This is a genomic window from Lentzea sp. NPDC092896, assembly GCF_044754905.1.
In the GTDB taxonomy this organism is placed as follows: Bacteria; Actinomycetota; Actinomycetes; order Mycobacteriales; family Pseudonocardiaceae; genus Lentzea.
On the sequence record NZ_JBIVPX010000001.1, the window covers coordinates 2009679 to 2028181 of the forward strand.

12 protein-coding genes are annotated in these 18503 nt (G+C 70.1%); 6 read left to right on the plus strand and 6 right to left on the minus strand.

Annotated elements, in window-relative coordinates:
- Positions 1-54: 54 nt before the first annotated feature.
- Positions 55-4074, plus strand: coding sequence for a glycoside hydrolase family 3 C-terminal domain-containing protein (locus ACIQF0_RS08890; RefSeq protein WP_401026342.1), 4020 nt, complete (start codon positions 55-57; stop codon positions 4072-4074).
- A gap of 2 nt (positions 4075-4076) precedes the next feature.
- Here ACIQF0_RS08890 and ACIQF0_RS08895 read toward each other — a convergent pair whose 3' ends face one another.
- Positions 4077-4307, minus strand: a complete 231-nt coding sequence (locus ACIQF0_RS08895) for a hypothetical protein (RefSeq protein ID WP_401026345.1) — start codon at positions 4305-4307, stop codon at positions 4077-4079.
- A 150-nt stretch (positions 4308-4457) separates the two neighbouring features.
- Between ACIQF0_RS08895 and ACIQF0_RS08900 the strand changes: the two genes are divergently transcribed.
- Entirely contained in the window at positions 4458-4685 is a 228-nt protein-coding gene (locus ACIQF0_RS08900; protein ID WP_360029798.1) for a hypothetical protein, read from the plus strand.
- A 10-nt stretch (positions 4686-4695) separates the two neighbouring features.
- Positions 4696-4899 carry a cold-shock protein gene (locus tag ACIQF0_RS08905; protein ID WP_360029799.1) on the plus strand — a complete coding sequence of 68 codons (204 nt, stop codon included), beginning with the start codon at positions 4696-4698 and terminating at the stop codon, positions 4897-4899.
- Positions 4900-4957: 58 nt separating this feature from the next.
- Here ACIQF0_RS08905 and dinB read toward each other — a convergent pair whose 3' ends face one another.
- Genes dinB through ACIQF0_RS08920 form a run of 3 tightly spaced genes read right to left on the minus strand, consistent with a single transcriptional unit; the run spans position 4958 to position 8493 of the window.
- Positions 4958-6148 (minus strand): DNA polymerase IV, encoded by a 1191-nt coding sequence (gene dinB / locus ACIQF0_RS08910; protein WP_401026349.1) that lies wholly within the window; start codon positions 6146-6148, stop codon positions 4958-4960.
- Positions 6149-6183: 35 nt separating this feature from the next.
- Entirely contained in the window at positions 6184-7149 is a 966-nt protein-coding gene (locus ACIQF0_RS08915; RefSeq protein ID WP_401026351.1) for a serine hydrolase domain-containing protein, read from the minus strand.
- A gap of 9 nt (positions 7150-7158) precedes the next feature.
- Positions 7159-8493 carry an MFS transporter gene (locus tag ACIQF0_RS08920; RefSeq protein ID WP_401026353.1) on the minus strand — a complete coding sequence of 445 codons (1335 nt, stop codon included), beginning with the start codon at positions 8491-8493 and terminating at the stop codon, positions 7159-7161.
- Between the two features lie 220 nt (positions 8494-8713).
- On the opposite strand from ACIQF0_RS08920, the gene ACIQF0_RS08925 reads away from it, so the two are divergent.
- Together ACIQF0_RS08925 and ACIQF0_RS08930 are read left to right on the plus strand one after the other, a co-directional pair.
- Positions 8714-10225 carry an ArnT family glycosyltransferase gene (locus ACIQF0_RS08925; RefSeq protein ID WP_401026356.1) on the plus strand — a complete coding sequence of 504 codons (1512 nt, stop codon included), beginning with the start codon at positions 8714-8716 and terminating at the stop codon, positions 10223-10225.
- Between the two features lie 221 nt (positions 10226-10446).
- Complete coding sequence (locus ACIQF0_RS08930; protein ID WP_401026359.1) at positions 10447-12255, plus strand: trypsin-like serine protease; 1809 nt, start codon at positions 10447-10449, stop codon at positions 12253-12255.
- 72 nt (positions 12256-12327) lie between these two features.
- Here the strand turns inward: ACIQF0_RS08930 and ACIQF0_RS08935 are convergent, their stop codons facing one another.
- Positions 12328-13860, minus strand: coding sequence for a S8 family serine peptidase (locus ACIQF0_RS08935; protein ID WP_401026361.1), 1533 nt, complete (start codon positions 13858-13860; stop codon positions 12328-12330).
- A gap of 21 nt (positions 13861-13881) precedes the next feature.
- Entirely contained in the window at positions 13882-15444 is a 1563-nt protein-coding gene (locus ACIQF0_RS08940) for a S8 family peptidase (RefSeq protein ID WP_401026364.1), read from the minus strand.
- 136 nt (positions 15445-15580) lie between these two features.
- Between ACIQF0_RS08940 and ACIQF0_RS08945 the strand changes: the two genes are divergently transcribed.
- The gene (locus ACIQF0_RS08945) at positions 15581-18478 is read left to right on the plus strand and encodes an ATP-binding protein (protein ID WP_401026367.1); all 2898 of its coding nucleotides are present in this window, start codon (positions 15581-15583) and stop codon (positions 18476-18478) included.
- Positions 18479-18503: the final 25 nt, after the last annotated feature.

Genomic DNA, 18503 nt, shown 5'->3' on the forward strand with positions numbered 1-18503 from the left:
CAACCGTGAACTCCGCGTTACGAAGGCTCACCTTCGGTCCTGGCGGAGGCCCTCATGTCTCGTCGCTCGCTGCCCTTTTTCGTTGTCGCACTGAGCTTCGCCGGTGGTGTCGTGGCGTCGAGCCCGGCCGTCGCCGCCGCGGCGACACCGATCTACCGCGACACTCACCACACGTTCGCGGAGAGAGCGGCGGACCTGGTGGCGCGCATGACGTTGCCGGAGAAGGTGCGTCAGCTGCACACCAACAACGCCCCGGCGATCCCGCGACTGGGCGTGCAGCAGTACACGTACTGGAGCGAGGGGCAGCACGGCGTCAACCGGCTCGGCGGCGACGCGGGCGGTGGTGGCCAGGGTTCCGTGGACAACGTGAAGGCGACGAGCTTCCCGGTGAACTTCGCCGCCGCGATGTCGTGGGACCCGAGCCTGATGTACGCCGAGACGACCGCGATCTCCGACGAGGCAAGGGGATTCCTCGACAAGTCGTTGTTCGGCAACGCCCAGAACAACATCGGCCCGGACGTGAACGAGTACGGCGACCTGACCTACTGGGCGCCGACCGTGAACATGGACCGCGACCCGCGCTGGGGCCGCACCGACGAGGGTTTCGGCGAGGACCCGCACCTCGTCGCGAAGATGGCGGGCGCGTTCGTCAACGGCTACCAGGGCAACACGATCGACGGCACCGCGATGACCCCGTACCTCAAGGTCTCCGCGACGCTGAAGCACTACGCGCTCAACAACGTCGAGAACGACCGGCTCTCCGGCAACTCCGCCACCACCGAGGCCGACCTGCGCCAGTACTACCTCAAGCAGTTCCAGAACCTGATCGAGCACGACCACGCCAGCGGCCTGATGACGTCGTACAACTCGATCAACGGCACGCCCGGCGCGGTCCACGGCTACCTGGTCAACCAGCTGGCCAACCGCACCTACGGCTTCGACGGCTACTCGGTCTCCGACTGCGACGCCATCGCGACCGTCTGGCAGCCGCCGCCCGGCGGGCACCTCTGGGCGGCACCGGGCTGGCGTTCGGCCATCGAGGGCGCGCAGGTCGTGTGGACGAACGTGGCCACCGGCCGCAAGATCCCGGCCGCGGCGGGCGCGCTGGCGTGGGGCCTGCGGGCCGGCACGCAGCTGAACTGCGAGGGCGCCAACGCGACACTCACCAACGTCCAGGCGGCGATCGACGCCGGCGTCCTCTCCGAGGGCGTGCTCGACGCCTCGCTCGTCCGGGTGTTCACGATGCGGATGGCGACCGGTGAGTTCGACCCGGCGGACCAGGTCGCGTACACGAAGATCACCAAGTCCGTGCTGGAGAGCCCGGCGAACCAGGCGCTCGCCACGAAGGTCGCCGACAACTCGTTGGTGCTGCTGAAGAACCAGAACAACGTGCTGCCGGCCGACCCGGCGCGGACCTCGCGCGTGGTGGTCCTCGGCGACCTCGCGGGCAAGGTCACGCTCGGCGGGTACAGCGGCAAACCGACCCACACCGTGAACGCCGTGCAGGGCATCCAGGCCGCGCTCCCGGCCGCGTCGGTGCTCTTCGACGCGGCCGGCACCTCGACCTCCGCGACCGATCCGGCGGTGCTCAGCGAGGCGACGAAGTCGGCGATCCGCGCGGCCGACCTGGTCGTGGTCTTCGCGGGCACCGACGTGGAGGTGGCGCGCGAGGGCAAGGACCGGCCGACCATCGCCATGCCCGGCAACTACAACTCCCTGATCGACCAGGTCTCCGCGCTGGGCAATTCCCGCACGGTGCTGGCGTTGCAGGCCATGGGCCCGGTGACGTTCGACCAGTCGAAGGTGCCGGCTGTCCTGTTCAGCGGCTACAACGGCCAAAGCCAGGGCACCGCGCTCGCGAACGTGTTGTTCGGCAGGCAGAATCCCGACGGGCACCTCAACTTCACCTGGTACCGCGACGACTCGCAGCTGCCGCCGATGCAGAACTACCGGCTCAACGCGGCGGGCACGGGCGGACTCGGCCGCACCTACCAGTACTTCACCGGCACACCCACCTATCCGTTCGGCCACGGCCTGAGCTACAGCACGTTCCGCTTCTCGAACGTGACCGCGGACCGGACCTCGGCCTCTCCCAACGACACCGTGAACGTCAGCCTCGACGTCACGAACACCGGCCAGCGCGCGGGCACGACCGTGGCCCAGCTCTACGCGGCCACTCCGGGCGCGGGCGCCGGTGACGTGCCGCGGCAACGGTTGGCCGCCTTCCAGAAGACCAGGCTGCTCGGCCCCGGCCAGACCCAGCGCGTCGTGCTGCCGGTGAAGGTCCGCGACCTCGCCCAGTGGGACACCGCGGCCAAGCGCGAGTCGGTCCCGGCGGGCACCTACCAGTTCCGCGTGGGCACGGACGCCGCCACGATCTCGGCCCGCCAGGACGTCCAGGTGAGCGGAACCCCGACTCCGCGCGTGAAGCACGTGACCGTCCAGCCGGAAGCCGTGGTGCACCGGCCGGGGGAGAGCTTCGACCTGCGAGGCAGGAACCGCTGGCTGGCAACGGACACGAACGTGACCGCGGATCGCGTGGTCGAGGCGGTGAACGACGATCAGACCTTCGTGGACCTCGCCGGCGCCCAGATCACCTACCGCAGCAGCGATCCGGCCGTCGCCTCGGTCGACGCGAACGGCGTGGTGCGGGCGATCAAGGACGGCGCCGCGACGATCACCACGACCGTCAACGGCGTCTCCGGCTCGGCCCCGATCCTCGTCACCGGGACGCTGACCAGCACCGTGCCGTCGATCCTGGCCTCCGGCACGACCGGAGTCGCGTCGACGACCTTCACCAACGGCGGCGCGGAGGACGTGCGCGGCCTGACCGTCACGATCACCACGCCGAACGGCTGGTCCGCGACGCCGACGACCCCGACCACCTTCGACCGCGTGCCCGCACGGTCGTCGGTCACCGTGCGCTGGAACGTCACCGGAACCGCCACACCGGGCGCGTACCAGGTCGGCTTCACCGCGACCTCCGCGTTCGGCACGTTCACCTCGGACGGCACGGTGAAGGTCCCGTACGGCTCGGTCCAGTCGGCCTTCAACAACACCGGCATCAGCAACGACAACCAGCCGGTCTCCGGGGCGTTCGACGGCAGCGGCCTGAACTACTCGGCCCAGGCACTGGCCGCGGCGGGACTGCCGGCCGGACCGGTGAACGTCGGCGGCATCGGCTTCACCTGGCCCGCGGCGAACACGCCGAACAACGTCGTGGCGGGTGGCCAGGTGGTGCCGGTCAACGGCTCCGGCAGGCTGCTCGGGTTCCTGGGCTCCAGCGCGTTCGGCAGCACCTCGGCCCCCGGCACGATCGTGTACAGCGACGGCAGCACGCAGAGCTACTCGCTCTCGTTCGCGGACTGGTGGTCGGGCAACGCCCTGCCCGGCACGTCGATCGCGGCCGCCACGCCGTACCTCAACGTCGGCCCGAACAGCACCCGTCAGGACCAGCGCGTGCACGTCTACCTGGCGTGGGCGCCGCTCGACCCGGCCAAGACGGTGAGGTACGTGGTCCTGCCGGACATCGCGCCGGCCCAGGTGCCGAACAACCCGGCGATGCACCTGTTCGCCGTCGGCATCGGTCAGTCGACCGACGCGATCGTCGGCGCGGACCTCGGCAACCCCGACGCGCCGCGCGGCGCGTGGATCAAGGACGGCGACGACGGCCGCACGGTCCCGGTCACCCTGGGCGGCAGAACCGGGCGCACCACAACGGGCTCCGCGTCACCGTTCATGTACTTCGACCTCGACGACAGCATCGTGCCGGGCGGCACCTACCAGGCGAGTGCGCACGTGACGTACTTCGATCGGGGCACCGCGACCTGGAACATCCAGTACGACTCGTTCGGCAGCGTGGGCAACAACGCCTACCGCGACTCGGCCTCCGTCACCAACACCGGCACCGAGACGTGGAAGACGGCGGTGATCCCGTTGCCGGAGGCGGCTTTCCGCAGCCGGCAGAACAACCACTCCGACCTGAGACTGCAGATCGGCACGGGCGGGCAGGCGATCGGGCAGGTGCGGTTCGTGGTGGGAGGGGGCGACGTGGTGCCGATCCACCTGATCTGAGGTCAGCGGTTCGAGGGTGGGAACCGGCCGTCGAGGCTGCCGAGGGCGACCAGTTCGGTGTACTGGTCCTGCCACGACCGCTCGGTCGCGAGCAGGTCGGCGAGCCGCTGCACCCAGGCCTCGTCGACCGTTCGCCTGGCTCCGGCGTCCAGGTGGCGGGCTGTCTCCTGGCGGGCTTTGAGCCATTCGGCCAGCGTGGGGGCCAGCGCCGGGCCACCTTCGTCTTCGGGCATGGAGGCGACCCTACGCGGTGCGCGTGGTGCTCGCCCCAGGTCATTGGGCTAGTGTGGGGCCTGTTGGGGTACCAGCCGACGGCAACCAGCCGCTGCGGTCCCCGATCCCCGTCCGGTCCGGCGTTTCCGGCCGGAGACAGGAGCACCGGCTTGCAGCCGGATTTCCAGGCCTCACCCTCTTCTTCCCGATTCGGCAAGCGGCACGCGGCTCAGGACTTCGAGCAGGCGCGCCTGAACGCCGAGAACACCGGGGTCCTCCACCAGCGTCAGGCCGCCAAACGAGTGGCGGAACACTCCCTCGACGTGGGCGATTGCCGTGAACTGCTGTCCATGCTCGGCCTGGCGAACCTGCCGGCATCCACCGCACTTCACGCATAAGGGGTACGCAGTGACTCTAGGAACCGTCAAGTGGTTCAACGGCAGCAAGGGCTTCGGCTTCATCGCGCCTGAGGGCGGCGGGCCGGACCTGTTCGTGCACCAGTCCGAGGTGCAGGGCTACGACCACCACGGCATTCCCGACAACCAGGCCGTGGAGTTCGAGATCGGCGAAGGCCAGAAGGGCCCGCAGGCCCGCTCCGTGCGCCTCGTCTGACCGGGCTCGGCAAGTCCACTGTGGAGTGAGCAGGCCCCGGCCGCTCACTCCACGAGTGTCAGTCCGGCAGCAGCGGCACCGAGATGCCCGGATCCCGTCCCAGCAGCGCCGCCCGCGTCACCGAACGGGACCCGAAGCGGTCGCGCACGTCGTCCAGCGCGGCGTCCAGGGCGGCCGGCTTCTGCTCCTCGAACGGCAGCGTCATCTGCATCGGCGCGTCGTTCTGGAGGTTCGTGAGGGACACGCCCAGCAACGTGATGCCACGGCTGTCGATCAACGGCATCGCGGTGCCGAGCAGTTCCCGCGCCGACGCCAGCAGCACCTCGGTCTCCGTCGTCGGATGCCGCAGCGTGTGCGACCGGGTCGCGCGGGTGAAGTCGCCGAACCGCAGACGCAGCACCACCGTCCGGCACGCGCGGTGAGCCGTGCGCAGCCGTCGTGAGATGCCGTCGATCAGCGAGGCGAGGACGGCGTCGAGGTCGTCACGCGTGCGTTCCCGGCGCCCCAACGCTCGTTGCGAACCGATCGACCGGCGCCGCCGTCCTGTGTGGACCGGACGTGGATCGTGGTTGTGCGCCAAGGCGAACAGGTGCCTGCCCGCCGCGCGGCCGATCATCGACACCAGTGCCGCCTCGCCCAGGGCGGCGACCTCGCCGACCGTGCGCAGGCCCAGGCCGTGCAGCTTGGCAGCCGTCACCTCGCCGACGCCCCACAGCCGTTCGACCGGCAACGGGTGCAGGAACTCCAGTTCGTGGTCGGCGGGCACGACCAGCAGCCCGTCCGGCTTCGCGACCCCGCTCGCCACCTTGGCGAGGAACTTCGTGCGCGCCACCCCGACCGTGATCGGCAGGCCGACCTGCTCCAGCACGGCCGCCCGCAGTCGTGCGGCGACCACCTCCGGCGGTCCGGCGATCCGGTGCAGACCGCCGACGTCGAGGAACGCCTCGTCGATCGACAGACCCTCGACCAGCGGTGTCGTGTCGCGGAACACCTCGAACACCGCCTTGCTGGCGGCCGAGTAGGCCGACATCCGCGGCGGCACGACGATCGCGTGCGGGCACAGTCTCCGTGCTGCCGCCCCGCCCATCGCCGTGCGCACGCCGAACGCCTTGGCCTCGTAGCTCGCGGCCAGCACCACCCCGCCGCCCACGATCACCGGGCGGCCGCGCAGGCTCGGATCGTCCCGTTGCTCGACCGACGCGTAGAAGGCGTCCAGGTCGGCGTGCAGGATCGGGGTGCTCACGAACACATGTTCGCATCCGTCACCCGTTCAGAACAGTGTCGTTAGGACATGAGGGCACGGGCGATCGGCCACGCGCCGGGCGAGGTGTTCGACAGGACCGTGATGGTCGTGCCGGTGTGCGGGTCGTGCGTGGACTTGAAGGACTCACCGGCGTCGTACCCGGCGAGGATCACGATGTCGCTGGTCTCGTGCAGCCAGAACCCGAGGCCGTAGCGCAGGGACTCCTCGGGAACGTGGTGGCGCGGCCTGGTCGCTTCCTCGGCGAACTCACCGGCCAGCAGCGCGCGCCAGAACTTCGACATGTCGCCGGCGGTGGTGTGGATGCCGCCGTCACCGGTCGCCAGTACCGGCAGGTGGAAGACGTTGGAACGGTCGGAGCCCTCCAGGTAGCCCACGGCGGCTTCGCCGGGAAGTTCGTCGGAGCGCAGGAAATCGGTCCTGGTCAGGCCGGCCGGGCCGAGCACGCGGGAGCGGACGAGATCGTGGTAGCCCTGCCCGCCGGCTCGTTCGGCCAGCAGCGCGAGCACCACGTAGCCGCCGTTGCAGTAGCCGAACCGCTCACCGGCCTTGAACTTCGTGGGATGCCCGTCGAGCAACGGCAGGAATGCCTCGGTCGTGGTGAGCAGGTGGGCCGCGCCCATCACGTAGTCGTCGACCTGCCAGTCGCCTTCCTCGTCGAGGTAGTCGCCGATGCCGGACGTGTGGGTGAGCAGGTGCTCGACCGTCACGTCGTCGGCGATCAGCGGGAGGTCGTCACCCAGCAACGAGCGGGCGGTGGTGCCGAGCGTCAGCGCGCCCTCGCGGATCAGGGAGAGCACGGTCAGCGCCGTGAATCCCTTGCCGCCGCTGGCGATGCCGAACCTGGTGTCCACGGTGTTGGGCACGCCGTACGCGCGGTTCGCGAGCCCGTAGGCCTTCGCGAACTCGATCTCCCCGGCGTGGTCGATCTGCACCACGCCGGAGAAACCGGTCTCTTCGGCGATCTTGTCGATGTCTCCCAACGGCATCCGCGCAGGCTAGCCCCGCGTCAACGCCGCGCCGAAACGGTTTTCCGGTGACCGGATCCCGCGCAGCAACGCCAGTGGGGCCAACGCCACGACCGCGGCCAGCACGAAGCCGAGCCGGTAGGACGCTCCTCCCGTGAGCAGCGCCGCCGCGACCTGGACGCCCAGCGCGGCACCGATCGCCCGCGCGATCCCGCACGTGGCCGCCGCGACGCCGGTGTCCTGCTCATCGACCGAGGAGATGGCGGCGGTGTAGGTGGCCGTGGACGCGGTTCCGACGCCGAGCCCGAGCGTCACCAGCATTCCCACCGCGATCTGCCACGGCACCTCGTGCCATCCGGCGACGAACAACGTGCCCGCGGCCGTGAGCGTCAGGCCGGCGGCCATGGCGGTCCTGGTTCCCGCCCGCCGCGCGAACAGCCCGGACACCGGCCCGACCACGACGGCGACCAGCACGGTGGGGAAGAGGTACAGGCTGATCTCGCTGGCCGTCGCGCCGAACCCGGAAAGCAGTTGTGGCACCAGGAAGTACGTCGCCGAGTAGCTCGCCCCGAGTGCCCCGGCCGTGAGACCCGCCCTCCACACCGACCGCAGGACACCGAGATCCACCAGCGGATGGTCGGCACGCCGTTCGACCACCACCCACGCGGCACCGAACGCGGCCGTCAGCACCAGCAGCACGGCGGCGGCCGCAAGTCCTTGCGGCGCCAGGAAGAGCGCGAGCATGAGCGTGGCCAGGGCCAGCGCGAGCAGCACTCCGCCGAGCCAGTCCAGCCGGGTTCGCCTCACCTGCGCAGGCCCTGGCAACGCGAACGGCGCGAAGATCGCCACGGCCGCCACGACCAACGCCGGCAGCAGGAACATCCACTGCCGCGAGAAGGCGTCGGCGAGCGGCCCGGCGGCGAGCACGCCCAGTCCACTGCCGACGGTGAACAGGCCGGTGAGCACGCCGACCGCGACCGGCGTCTCCTTGAAGAGCTGCCGTGCCAAGACGAACGACACCGGCAGGACGCCGCCGCCCAGGCCTTGGAGGAACTGTCCGAGCAGGATCACCGGGAACGACGTCGCGAACGCCGACAGCACGGCCCCGGCCACGATGCACCAGGTCAGCACGAGCAGGGTGCGGCGCCCGCCGCGGTCGTCGGCGATCTTCGCGACGATCGGCATGGTGATGGCCGACGTGATGATCAACGTCGTGGACAGCAGACCGGCCTGGGCGGGGTCGAGGCCGAGTTCGCGTTGCAACAGCGGAAGTGCGGGGAACGGGATGCTTTCCAGGGCGCCGATCGTGACGGCCAACGCCGCCAGAACGGCCATCGCGGGTCGGGTGGATCTGAGCGTGGTCACGGCTGGTCTCCCTCGTCCGGGGGCCAGTAAAGCTACAAGGTGTAGCTGAAATCCGACAGAGTCTTTCGCAACAATCTGTAGCGGAAGTGGCCGAGCAACCTAAACGGCGGGCGCCCCGTTTCGGAGAGTGTCGGGTTGTTCACCCACGTGAAGGGACCGCACGGTCTTGTCGCTCGCCACGATCCAGCGCCCCGCCGAGGTGTCCCCGCCGCCTGTGCGGGTGAGAGCACCGCGGCGGTGGCTGTTCTGGCTGGCCGCGGCCGTGCTCCTGGCCCAGATGGCCATCGCGATGATCACCACGGCCGTGCGGCAGACGCCGACCATCGACGAGCCGGTCTACCTCGGCACGGCGGTCGTCTACCTGGAGCAGCACAGCCTGCGGTACAACCCGGAGCACCCGCCGCTGGGCAAGTTGATCATGGCGACCGGGCTCGCGTTCGCCGGCGCACGCCTCGACCCGGGCTTTCAGGGCGACCAGACGGAACTCGGCAGGCACCTGCTCTACGAGTCGGGCAACGACCCGGCGAAGCTGTTGCTGGCGGCCAGACTCCCGATGATCGTCCTCACACTGCTGTTCGGCCTGGTCGTCTTCCTGTTCGCCACGGACATCACGAACCGATCCGGCGGGCTCGTCGCGCTGGCCCTCTACGCGTTCTCGCCCGACCTCATCGCGCACGGATCGCTGGCCACGCTGGACGTCCCGGCGGCGGGGTTCGTGCTCACGTCGGTCTGGCTCGTGTGGCGGGCGCGCGCCCATCCCGCCCTCTACCTGCCGCTCGCGGCACTGGCCCTGGGTGCGGCACTGGCGACGAAGATGAACACCCTGGCCGCCGTCCCGGTGGTGCTGGCCCTGGTGTTCTGGCAGGCCCGCGCCAAAGCCGCGCTCGCCGTGGCGCTGATCGCGCTCGCGGTGGTGTGGGTGTCCTACCTCGCCGTGGATCCGTTGCTGCACTGGGAGTCCCCGCCGGACCTGCCGTCCGCACCGGTCGGCTGGCTGCCGTTCCCCGACCCCTACCTCGACGGGATGCGCGTCCAGGCGGGCTTCGAGAACCGGGTCTGGGGCGGCTACCTGTTCGGCACGCACTACGAGGGTTCGCACTGGTACTACCTGCCGGCCGCGTCGCTGGTGAAGACACCGCTGGGCGCTTTGCTCCTGTGGGCGGCCGGAGCCGTCGCGATGATCAAACGCCCGGCTGCCGCGTACGTCCTGGCACCCGCGGCCGTGCTGCTGGCCGTCGCCATGACCGGCAGCCGCGACCTCGGCGTCCGGTACGCGATCTTCGTGCCGATGTTCCTCGCGGTCGCCGCCGCGGTGGTCGCGCACCGGCGCTGGGCGGGGATCGCGGTCGTGCTGGTCGCCGTGAGTTCACTGTGGACGTTCCCGTACTACCTGCCGTACTCCAACGAGGTGTTCGGCGGACCGTCGAAGACCCACCTGCACCTGCACGACTCGAACGTCGACTGGGGACAGGACCTGGGGCGGCTGGCCGAGCGGCTGAAGCGGTACCCGGGCGAACGGACGTGGCTCGTCTACAAGGGCGCCGGAGTGCCCGAGTACTACGGGATCCACGCCGAAGACCCGCGCAAGGTGGCCGAGGACCAGGTGCACGGCCTGCTCGTCGTGTCCAACACGGCCATCGCGAAGGCCGACGACGCCCTGCGGGCGTTGATCGACACGAGCACGCCGATCGACGTCGTGGGCCACTCCATCACGATCTTCCGCCGACCGTAGGGCCTGTGTCGGGGTCTGGTCCGCGACAGCCGGGCCAGGAACCACCTCAAGCGCGACTCTCACCGAACCAGACCCCGACACAGGCCCTAGGTAGGAAAGTTCCGTACCCCTACGGATGCGCACCCTGATTGTTCCGCACGTGCAGTCCTCCGACAGTGATCGCAGCGAACGACCGCCGCCCCTGCCCTGAGGTGGGCGTTCCTGATCCGAGAGGAACCAACGTGACGAGAACACCACGGTCCTGGGGCCTGCTGGCCCTGGTCGCGGCCGCGGTGCTGGCACCCGTCAGCATCGCGAACGCCGCCGCACCGAACGCCCCTGCGGCGAACTACCTGGGGGACACCGTCCCCGCGAACCTCGGTGACGCCTCGCCCATGTTCGTCGGCGGGCAGAACGCCACCGTGAGCGAGTTCCCCGGCATCATCGCGGGCATCCGCGCCGGTGGCACCCGGCCGCAGGGTCAGACCTGCACCGGCACGGTCGTGGCGCCGCGCAAGATCCTGATCGCGGCGCACTGCGCGGATGCCCAGGGGGAGAAGAAGTTCGTCTACGGACTCGACGACCTCAAGGACTACAACAACGGCAACGGCACCGGGTTCGCCGTGAACGTCGTCAGCTACAAGAAGCACCCGAAGTACGTCAACTTCGACCAGGGCTACGACGTCGCCGTCGTGACCGTGGACCGCGACATCGCTCTGAAGGGCGGTGCCGCGTACCCGACGTTCGCCACCTCGGCGGACTCCGGCGGTGCCGCGCCGGGCAAGACCGGCCTCGGTTTCGGCTACGGCAAGAAGGACTTCAACGACAACTCGGCGGACGTCACCCTCGACAAGGCGAGCCTGCCGGTCGTCAACGGCGACAGCGTCTGCCAGGGCGTCGGCGCGGGCTTCAAGTCGGCGTACATGATCTGCGCCGGGTACTCCGACGGCCGGATCTCGATCCTGCCCGGTGACAGCGGCGGCCCGCTGATCTTCGACGGCAAGATCTACGGCGTCGCGTCGTGGAGCCGGTCCGACTTCAAGTGGTACTCGGTCTACGGCCGCCTCGACAACGAGATGGGCGACTGGGTCAAGACCGAGGTCGGCGACCAGCCTCCCGTCGGTGACTTCGGGCTGACCGTCGCGCCGGGCAGCGGTTCGGTCGCGGCCGGCAAGACGATCTCCGCGGGCATCACCACCACGGCCGGTTCGGGTGGCGCGGAGAACGCCACGCTGTCCGCGTCCGGCCTGCCCAGCGGCGTGAAGGCGGTCTTCCAGCCGACGTCGGTGACCACCGGCAACTCGGCGAAGGTCACGTTCGACGCCACCACCTCGGCCCCGAACGGCACCTACGAGGTCTCGATCACCGGCACCACGTCGAGCGGCAAGACGGCGTCCGGCAAGTACTCGCTGACCGTCACCGGCGGTGGCGACCCGCAGCCGGGCGACTTCACGCTGGGAGCCTCGCCGAGCAGTGTGAAGGCGGCCAAGGGCAAGTACGTCTCGACCACCATCTCGTCGAACGGCGACGGTCAGACGATCAACCTGTCCGCGTCGGGTGTCCCCACCGGCGTGAAGGCCACGTTCCAGCCGACGTCGATCGGCGCGGGCAGCTCGTCGAAGCTGACGCTGGACGTGTCCAGCACCGCGACCGCCGGTACGTCCAGCATCACCGTCACCGGCACCGACGCGAACGGCAAGACCGCCACCACCACGGTCTCGCTGACGGTCGAGGGTTCCCAGGAACCGCCGACCGGTGAGGTCACGGTGACCGCGACGCCGTCGTCCGCCACCGTCAAGCAGGGCCTGCTCGGCCAGACCGTGGTGAAGGCCAGTGGTGGCACCGGAAACCTGACGCTCACCGCGTCCGGTGTGCCCACGGGCGCGCAGCTCTCGTTCAACCCGGCCACGGTCGGCCAGAACGGCAGCAGCAACGTCTGGATCTTCACCAACTTCTCCACCCCGCCCGGCACCTACCCGATCACGATCAAGGCCACCTCGGCCGACGGGAAGACCGGCACGACGACGTTCACGCTGACCGTCACCCGCTAGACCCCGTTGGGGGAAACAGGGAAGAGCCCCGGAGCCGGCACGGCTCCGGGGCTCGTTTCCGTTGCGCGACGATCAGACCGTGAGGGTCCAGGAGTCGATGTTGCCGGTGTCGTAGGTGTAGATGTCCTTCACCTGCAGCTTCCACGTGCCGTTGCGCGCCTCCGAGGAGAGGTCAACGGTGTAGGTCTCGTGGATGCCGGCGGACGACGAAGCCCCGCCGGCCTTCTTGAGGACGTAGGACTTGCCGGACGGGCTGACCAGGTCGACGGCCAGATCGCCGGTGTAGGTGTGGTTGACGTCGACCTTGACGGTTGCCGAGGCCGTGGAGTTGCCGGTGCAGCCCGAGATCGTCACCGACGACGAGACGGCGGTGTTCGTGTCCGGAATGGACACGTCGTCGCCGTTCGTGCCGGGACCGCACTGCGGGTCGGGACCGCCGCCGATGAAACCGCTGTACAGCAGCTTGTTCGGCGAACCGGAACCCGGGTTGGTGACCTTGCCGGAGGTGGCGCCGTTCACCAGGGCGTCGCGCAGGGCCTGGGGGCTCGCGGACGGGTTGGCCGACAGGTACAGGGCCGCGACACCCGCGACGTGCGGGGTGGCCATGGACGTGCCGGACATGTTGGTGCTGCCGCCGTTCAGCCCCAGCGAGGTGATGTTGTCACCGGGGGCGAAGATGTCCGTGCAGGTGCCGTAGTTCGAGAACGAGGCACGCGCGTCGTTGGACGAGGTGGCGTTCACCGTGATCAGCGACGAGATCTTCGCCGGACCGGTCGAGCAGGCGTCGGTCGAGCTGTTGCCCGACGCGACCGCCATCTGCACGCCCGACGCGACCATGCCGGCGATGGCGTCGTTGCCGATGTCGGCGGTGTCGAAGGTCCAGGAAGCGTTGACCACGGCGGGCTTCTGGGCGTTCGCCGTGATCCACTCGATGGCCTTGACACCGGCCGAGTCGGGGCCGTTGCCGGTGCAGCTCGTGCCGAGCATGCGGACCGAGACCAGCTTGGCCTTCTTGGCCACACCGTAGGTCTTGGACCCGACCGTTCCGGCCACGTGCGTGCCGTGGCCCGAGCAGTCCTGACCGTTCTGGCCGTCCTCGATGAAGTCGGCGCCCACGGACGCGCGGCCCTCGAAGTCGGCGATCGACGTCTTGACGCCCGTGTCGGTGATGTAGACCGTCACGTTCGACGCGCCACCGCTGGGGTAGTTGTACTTCTTGTCCAGCGGCAGCGAGACCTGGTCCACGCGGTCCAGGCCCCACGTCGGGTTGTCCTGCACGTCCAGCGCCTTCGCGGTGCCGTCCTGGTAGACGGCCTTGACGGCGGGGTCTGCCGCCAGCTTCCGCGCGCCGGCCTCGGTCAGGTTCTTGACCTGGAAGCCGCGCAGGGCGTGGGAGAACACGGCGTCGAGGTTGCCGCCGTACTTCTGGGTGAGAGCGCTCGACGTCGACTGGATGGCGGCGCCGGGCTTGAGCGAGACGATGAAACTGCCGCCGGCGGCCGGGTTCTTGGCCTTGACGAAGTCCGCCTCAGCCGCCTGAGCCGGGGTGACCAGCAGGGCGGAGGCGACGGCGAGAACGGCGAGCCCGCAGGTGGTGCGGTGCATGGGAAGTCCTTCCGGTGCTCGTCAGAACGTCAGGGTCCAGGTGTCGATGTTCCCGGCGTCGTAGGTCCAGACGTCGGTCACCTGCAACTTCCACGTGCCGTTGCGGTTCTCGGCGGAGGCGTCGACCGTGAAGGTCTCGTGCACACCGGCCGAGGAGGTCGCGCCCTTCGCCTTCTTGAGGCTGTAGGTCGCACCGGACGGACCGACCAGGTCGATGGCCAGGTCAGCGGTGTAGGGGTGGTTGATGTCGACCTTGACCTTGGTACCGGTCGAGGCCTTACCGGTGCAGCCGGTCACGCTCACCGACGAGGTCACCGCGGTGTTGTTGTCCGGAATGGACACGTCGTCGCCGTTGGTGGCGGCGGCGCACGGCTCCGGGTCGGGGCCACCGCCGCCGATGAAGCTGATGTTGAGCAGCTTGTTCGGCGAGCCCTGCAGGTCGGTGATCTTGCCGGTCGTGGCGTTGTTCACCAGCGCGTCGCGAACCTGGGCAGGGGTTGCGGACGGGTTCGCGGACGCGTACAGCGCGGCGGCACCGACGACGTGCGGGGTGGCCATCGAGGTGCCGCCCATGGACGTGGTGCCGCCGCCGTTCTTGGTCGACGTGATGTTCGAGCCCGGCCCGAAGAGGTCGACGCAGGAGCCCCAGTTCGACGCCTGCCCGCCGGTGTAGATCGAGCGCTTGTCGGCCGAGTCGCTGGCGGCCACCGTGATGGCCTCCGGCACGCGGGCGGGGGAGGTCTGGCAGGCGTCGCCGTTGTTGTTGCCCGCCGCCAGGCCGAACGTCACGCCCGCCGCGATCGCGCGCTTCACCGCGTTGTCCACAGTGGAGTCCGCGCCGCCGCCGAGGCTCATGTTCGCCACGGCGGGCTTCTTCGCGTTCTGTGCGACCCAGTCGATGCCCTTGATGATCTGCGAGTACTGGCCGCTGCCGTTGCAGTCGAGCACGCGGACCGCGACGAGGTTGACCTTCTTCGCCACGCCGTACGTCTTGGAACCGACCGTGCCGGCGACGTGCGTGCCGTGGCCCTGGCAGTCCGAGGCGTCCGCGTCGTTGTCGATGAAGTCGTAGCCGTCCTTGGCACGACCCTCGAACTCGGTGTGCGCCTTGTAGATCCCGGTGTCCAGGATGTACGCGGTCACGTTCGACGCGGTGTTCGGGTAGGTGTACTTCGCGTCGACGGGCAGGTTCGCCTGGTCGATCCGGTCCAGGCCCCACGTCGGGTTCGTCTGGGTGTCGGACATCCGCGCCCAGCCGTCCTGCTGCACGTAGGCGACGGCGGGGTCGGCCGCGAGCCTGCGCGCCGCCGCCTCGTCCAGCTTCACCGCGAAGCCGCGCACCGACGCCACGTAGGTGTTGCTGACCTTGCCGCCGTGCTTGCGGGCGAGGTCGAGCGCCTTGGCGTTGGTGGTGGGAACGTCGCTCGCGCCGTCCTTGAACACCACGATGTAGCTGCCCGCGACGGGGTCGGCGGTCTTCTGGATCGACGCCGTTTGAGCGGAAACAGGGCTGCTCACCGCCGCTGCGACGGCCAGGCCCAGGCCCGTCGCCGCGAGCACGCGTGTTGTGCGATCAAGTCGCATCTCTGGTTCTCCGATCTCCGGCCGCCTCGGCAGGGGTGGGCGACCACGTGCGGATCACCATCGGGCGAGCTGGAACGGCGAACAATCCGGATATCGCTACGTAGGGATACCCGTCTTTCGCCTAACATCGGTGCGGATGAGCCGGACACCGAAGTCCAGGGCGCGGCGCTGCGACCCCGGCGGACTGATGCGCACGAGCTCGCCGGTGCTGGTGGGGCGAGGTGACCAGCTCGGCGCGCTGCGCGCCGCCGTGCCGAGCCACCCCGCGGTGATCATGATCGAGGGCGAGGCCGGCGTCGGTAAGTCACGGCTGGTGCGCGAGCTGCTCGACTCGGACCTCGGCCCGATCTCCGTCCTCATGGGCCACTGCCAGCCGGTGGGGGAGCCGTTTCCGTACGGCGCGGTGCTGGAGGCGTTGCGCGACTGCACGGAACGCTTGGCGCGCAACCATTCGCGGCTCAGCCCGGTGTCCGGTGTGCTCGGTTCGCTGTTGCCGGAACTCGCCGAGTACCTGCCCGCGCCGCCACCTCCGACCGGTGATCCCCGGGCCGACCGGCACCGGTTGTTCCGCGGCATGCGCGAGCTGCTCGGCGTGCTCGGGCCGGTGCTGCTGGTCGTCGAGGACCTGCACTGGGCCGACGACGGGTCCCGGCAGCTGCTGCGGTTCCTGATGGGCGACCCGCCGGCGAACCTGTCGATCGTGGTCACCTACCGGCGCGAGGACGTGCCGGGTGGCGTTCCGCTCGGATCGGCGTACCGGCCGCCCACCGGGATCACCAGCGCGTTGCTCGAACTCCAGCCGCTCGACGTGGCCGAGGTGCGGGCGCTGACGTCCGCGATCCTCGACGGCGAGTCCGTGTCGCTGGAGTTCGCGGCCAAGCTGCACGAACGCACGGCGGGCATCCCGTTCGTGGTCGAGGAAACGTTGCGGGCGTTGCGGAATCCCGCCGGTGCGGTGCACGCGGACGGCGCCACGGCCCGTCGGTTGCTCGACAACGTGGACGTGCCCGTGCTGCTGCGCGACGCCATCTCCGAGCGTCTCGCCGCGCTGCCCGCCGCTGCTACCCGGTTGGTGCAGGCCGCCGCGGTGCTGGGCGCGCCCGCGTCCGTCGAACTGCTCGGCGAGGTGGCCGAGATCGGTGAGAGTCGTGCCGCCCTGACGCACGCGCTGACAGGCCATGTTCTGCACGAGGTCGACGCACGGCGGTACGGCTTTCGGCACGCGCTGGCTCAGCAGGCCGTGTACGACACTTTGAGCGGGCCGGACCGTCAGGAACTGCACCGTCGCGCCGTCGAGGTGCTCGACCAGGTCGAACCGCGTCCGCTGGTGCAGCTCGCCGAGCACAGCGAACGCGCCGGGCGCACGTCGGCGTGGCTGCACTACGGCGAGGCCGCCGCGGACAGGGCCGTGGAGAACGGCGACGCGACCACGGCGACCGCCCTGCTGCAACGGCTGCTGCTCGACCCCGCCGTGCCCGCGGACGACGTGGACCGGCTCGCGATCAAGCTCGGTCAGATCGCCCACCAGGGCCTGGACCAGCTCGATCCGACCGAGGCGCTCGAACGCCTGCTGTCCGACCGACGCCTGTCGACCGCCGCGCGCGGTCAGGTGCGCCTCTACCGGGGCGTGCTGCTGATCCGGCAGGCGGGTGGTGTCGAGGAGGCCCGTTCCGAGCTCGAACGCGCGGTCGCCGACCTCACCGAGCGCCCTGACCTGGCCGCCCGCGGGGCCGCCGTGCTGGGACTGTCCTACCTGGGGGGCACCCCGATGAGCGAGGTGGCGCCGTGGCTCGACCAGGCGGTCCGCTTCCGTGCCGAGTCCGACGATCCCGAGCTGAAGATGTCGTTGTACGCCAACGAGATCGGGTCACGAATGCACACCGGTGACCCGGCGGTGCTGCAGCGGCTCGAGTTCCTGCCCGCCTCCACCCCCGGCGAACTGCGCCAGCTCGCCCGCGCCCACTGCAACCTCGCCGACGCGCTGACCACGACCGGCCACTTCGAGCTGTGCGCCGACCTGCTGCGCAACGGCCTGAGGTATGCGGCGGAGTGCGGTGCCCCGTTCGTCGCGAGCACCGCGCACGCGACCAGGGCCCGGCTCGACTGGCTCACTGGCGACTGGGACGGCCTCGCCGAGCGCGCGGTGACCCTGCTCGACGAGTATCGCGACCTGTTTCCGCTGGCCAGCGAGCTGTGCCTGATCCTGGGATCGCTGGCGACGGCCCGCGGCGAGTGGGCGGAGGCGACCAGCTACCTCACCGAGACCGGAGCGTTCGCCCCCGAGGAGTCGATCGCCCCGGTGGCCGTCGCCGGGTGCGCTGCTCTCGCCAGGACCATGCTCGCCCAGGACGAGATCACCCGTGCCTGCGTGGACGTCGACCGCGGCCTGGCGATCGTCCGTGCGAAGGGCGTGTGGGTGTGGGCGACCGAACTGGGCCCGGTCGCCGTGGCCACGTTCCTCGCCGCCGGTCGCGAGACCGACGCCGAGACGCTGATCGAGGAGATCGCCGCGGGCATCGAGGATCGCGACGCCCCGATGGCGTTCGCCGCCCTGGCCTGGTGCCGCGGTCTGCTCGCCGAGGCACGCGGTCAGCTCGACCCCGCCGTGTCGCTCTACCGGGAGGCCGCCGACAGGTACACGGCGCTGCCCGCGCCGTACCTCACCGCGCTGGTCGCCGAACGCGAGGCCGCCTGCCTGCTGCCCGGCGACCAGGAGAAGGCGGCGGAGATCCTGTCGGCGCTCGTCGACACGTTCGACGGCCTGGGCGCCACCCGCGACGCGGCCCGGTGCCGGCACCAGTTGCGCGGCATCGGTGGCGGCAAGCCGTCGCGGCGGGGCAGGCGCGGGTACGGCGACGAACTGTCGCCGCGCGAGCAGGAGGTCGCGCGGCTGCTGGTCGCCGGGCACACCAACCGGAAGATCGCCGACGTGCTGTTCCTGTCGCCGCGGACCGTCGAGCAGCACGCGGCACGGGTGCTTCGCAAGCTCGGGGTGTCGTCGCGGGCCGAGCTGCAGGCCGAGGACCTCGCCTAGGTCGTGTCCTGCAAGTTCGTTCGGT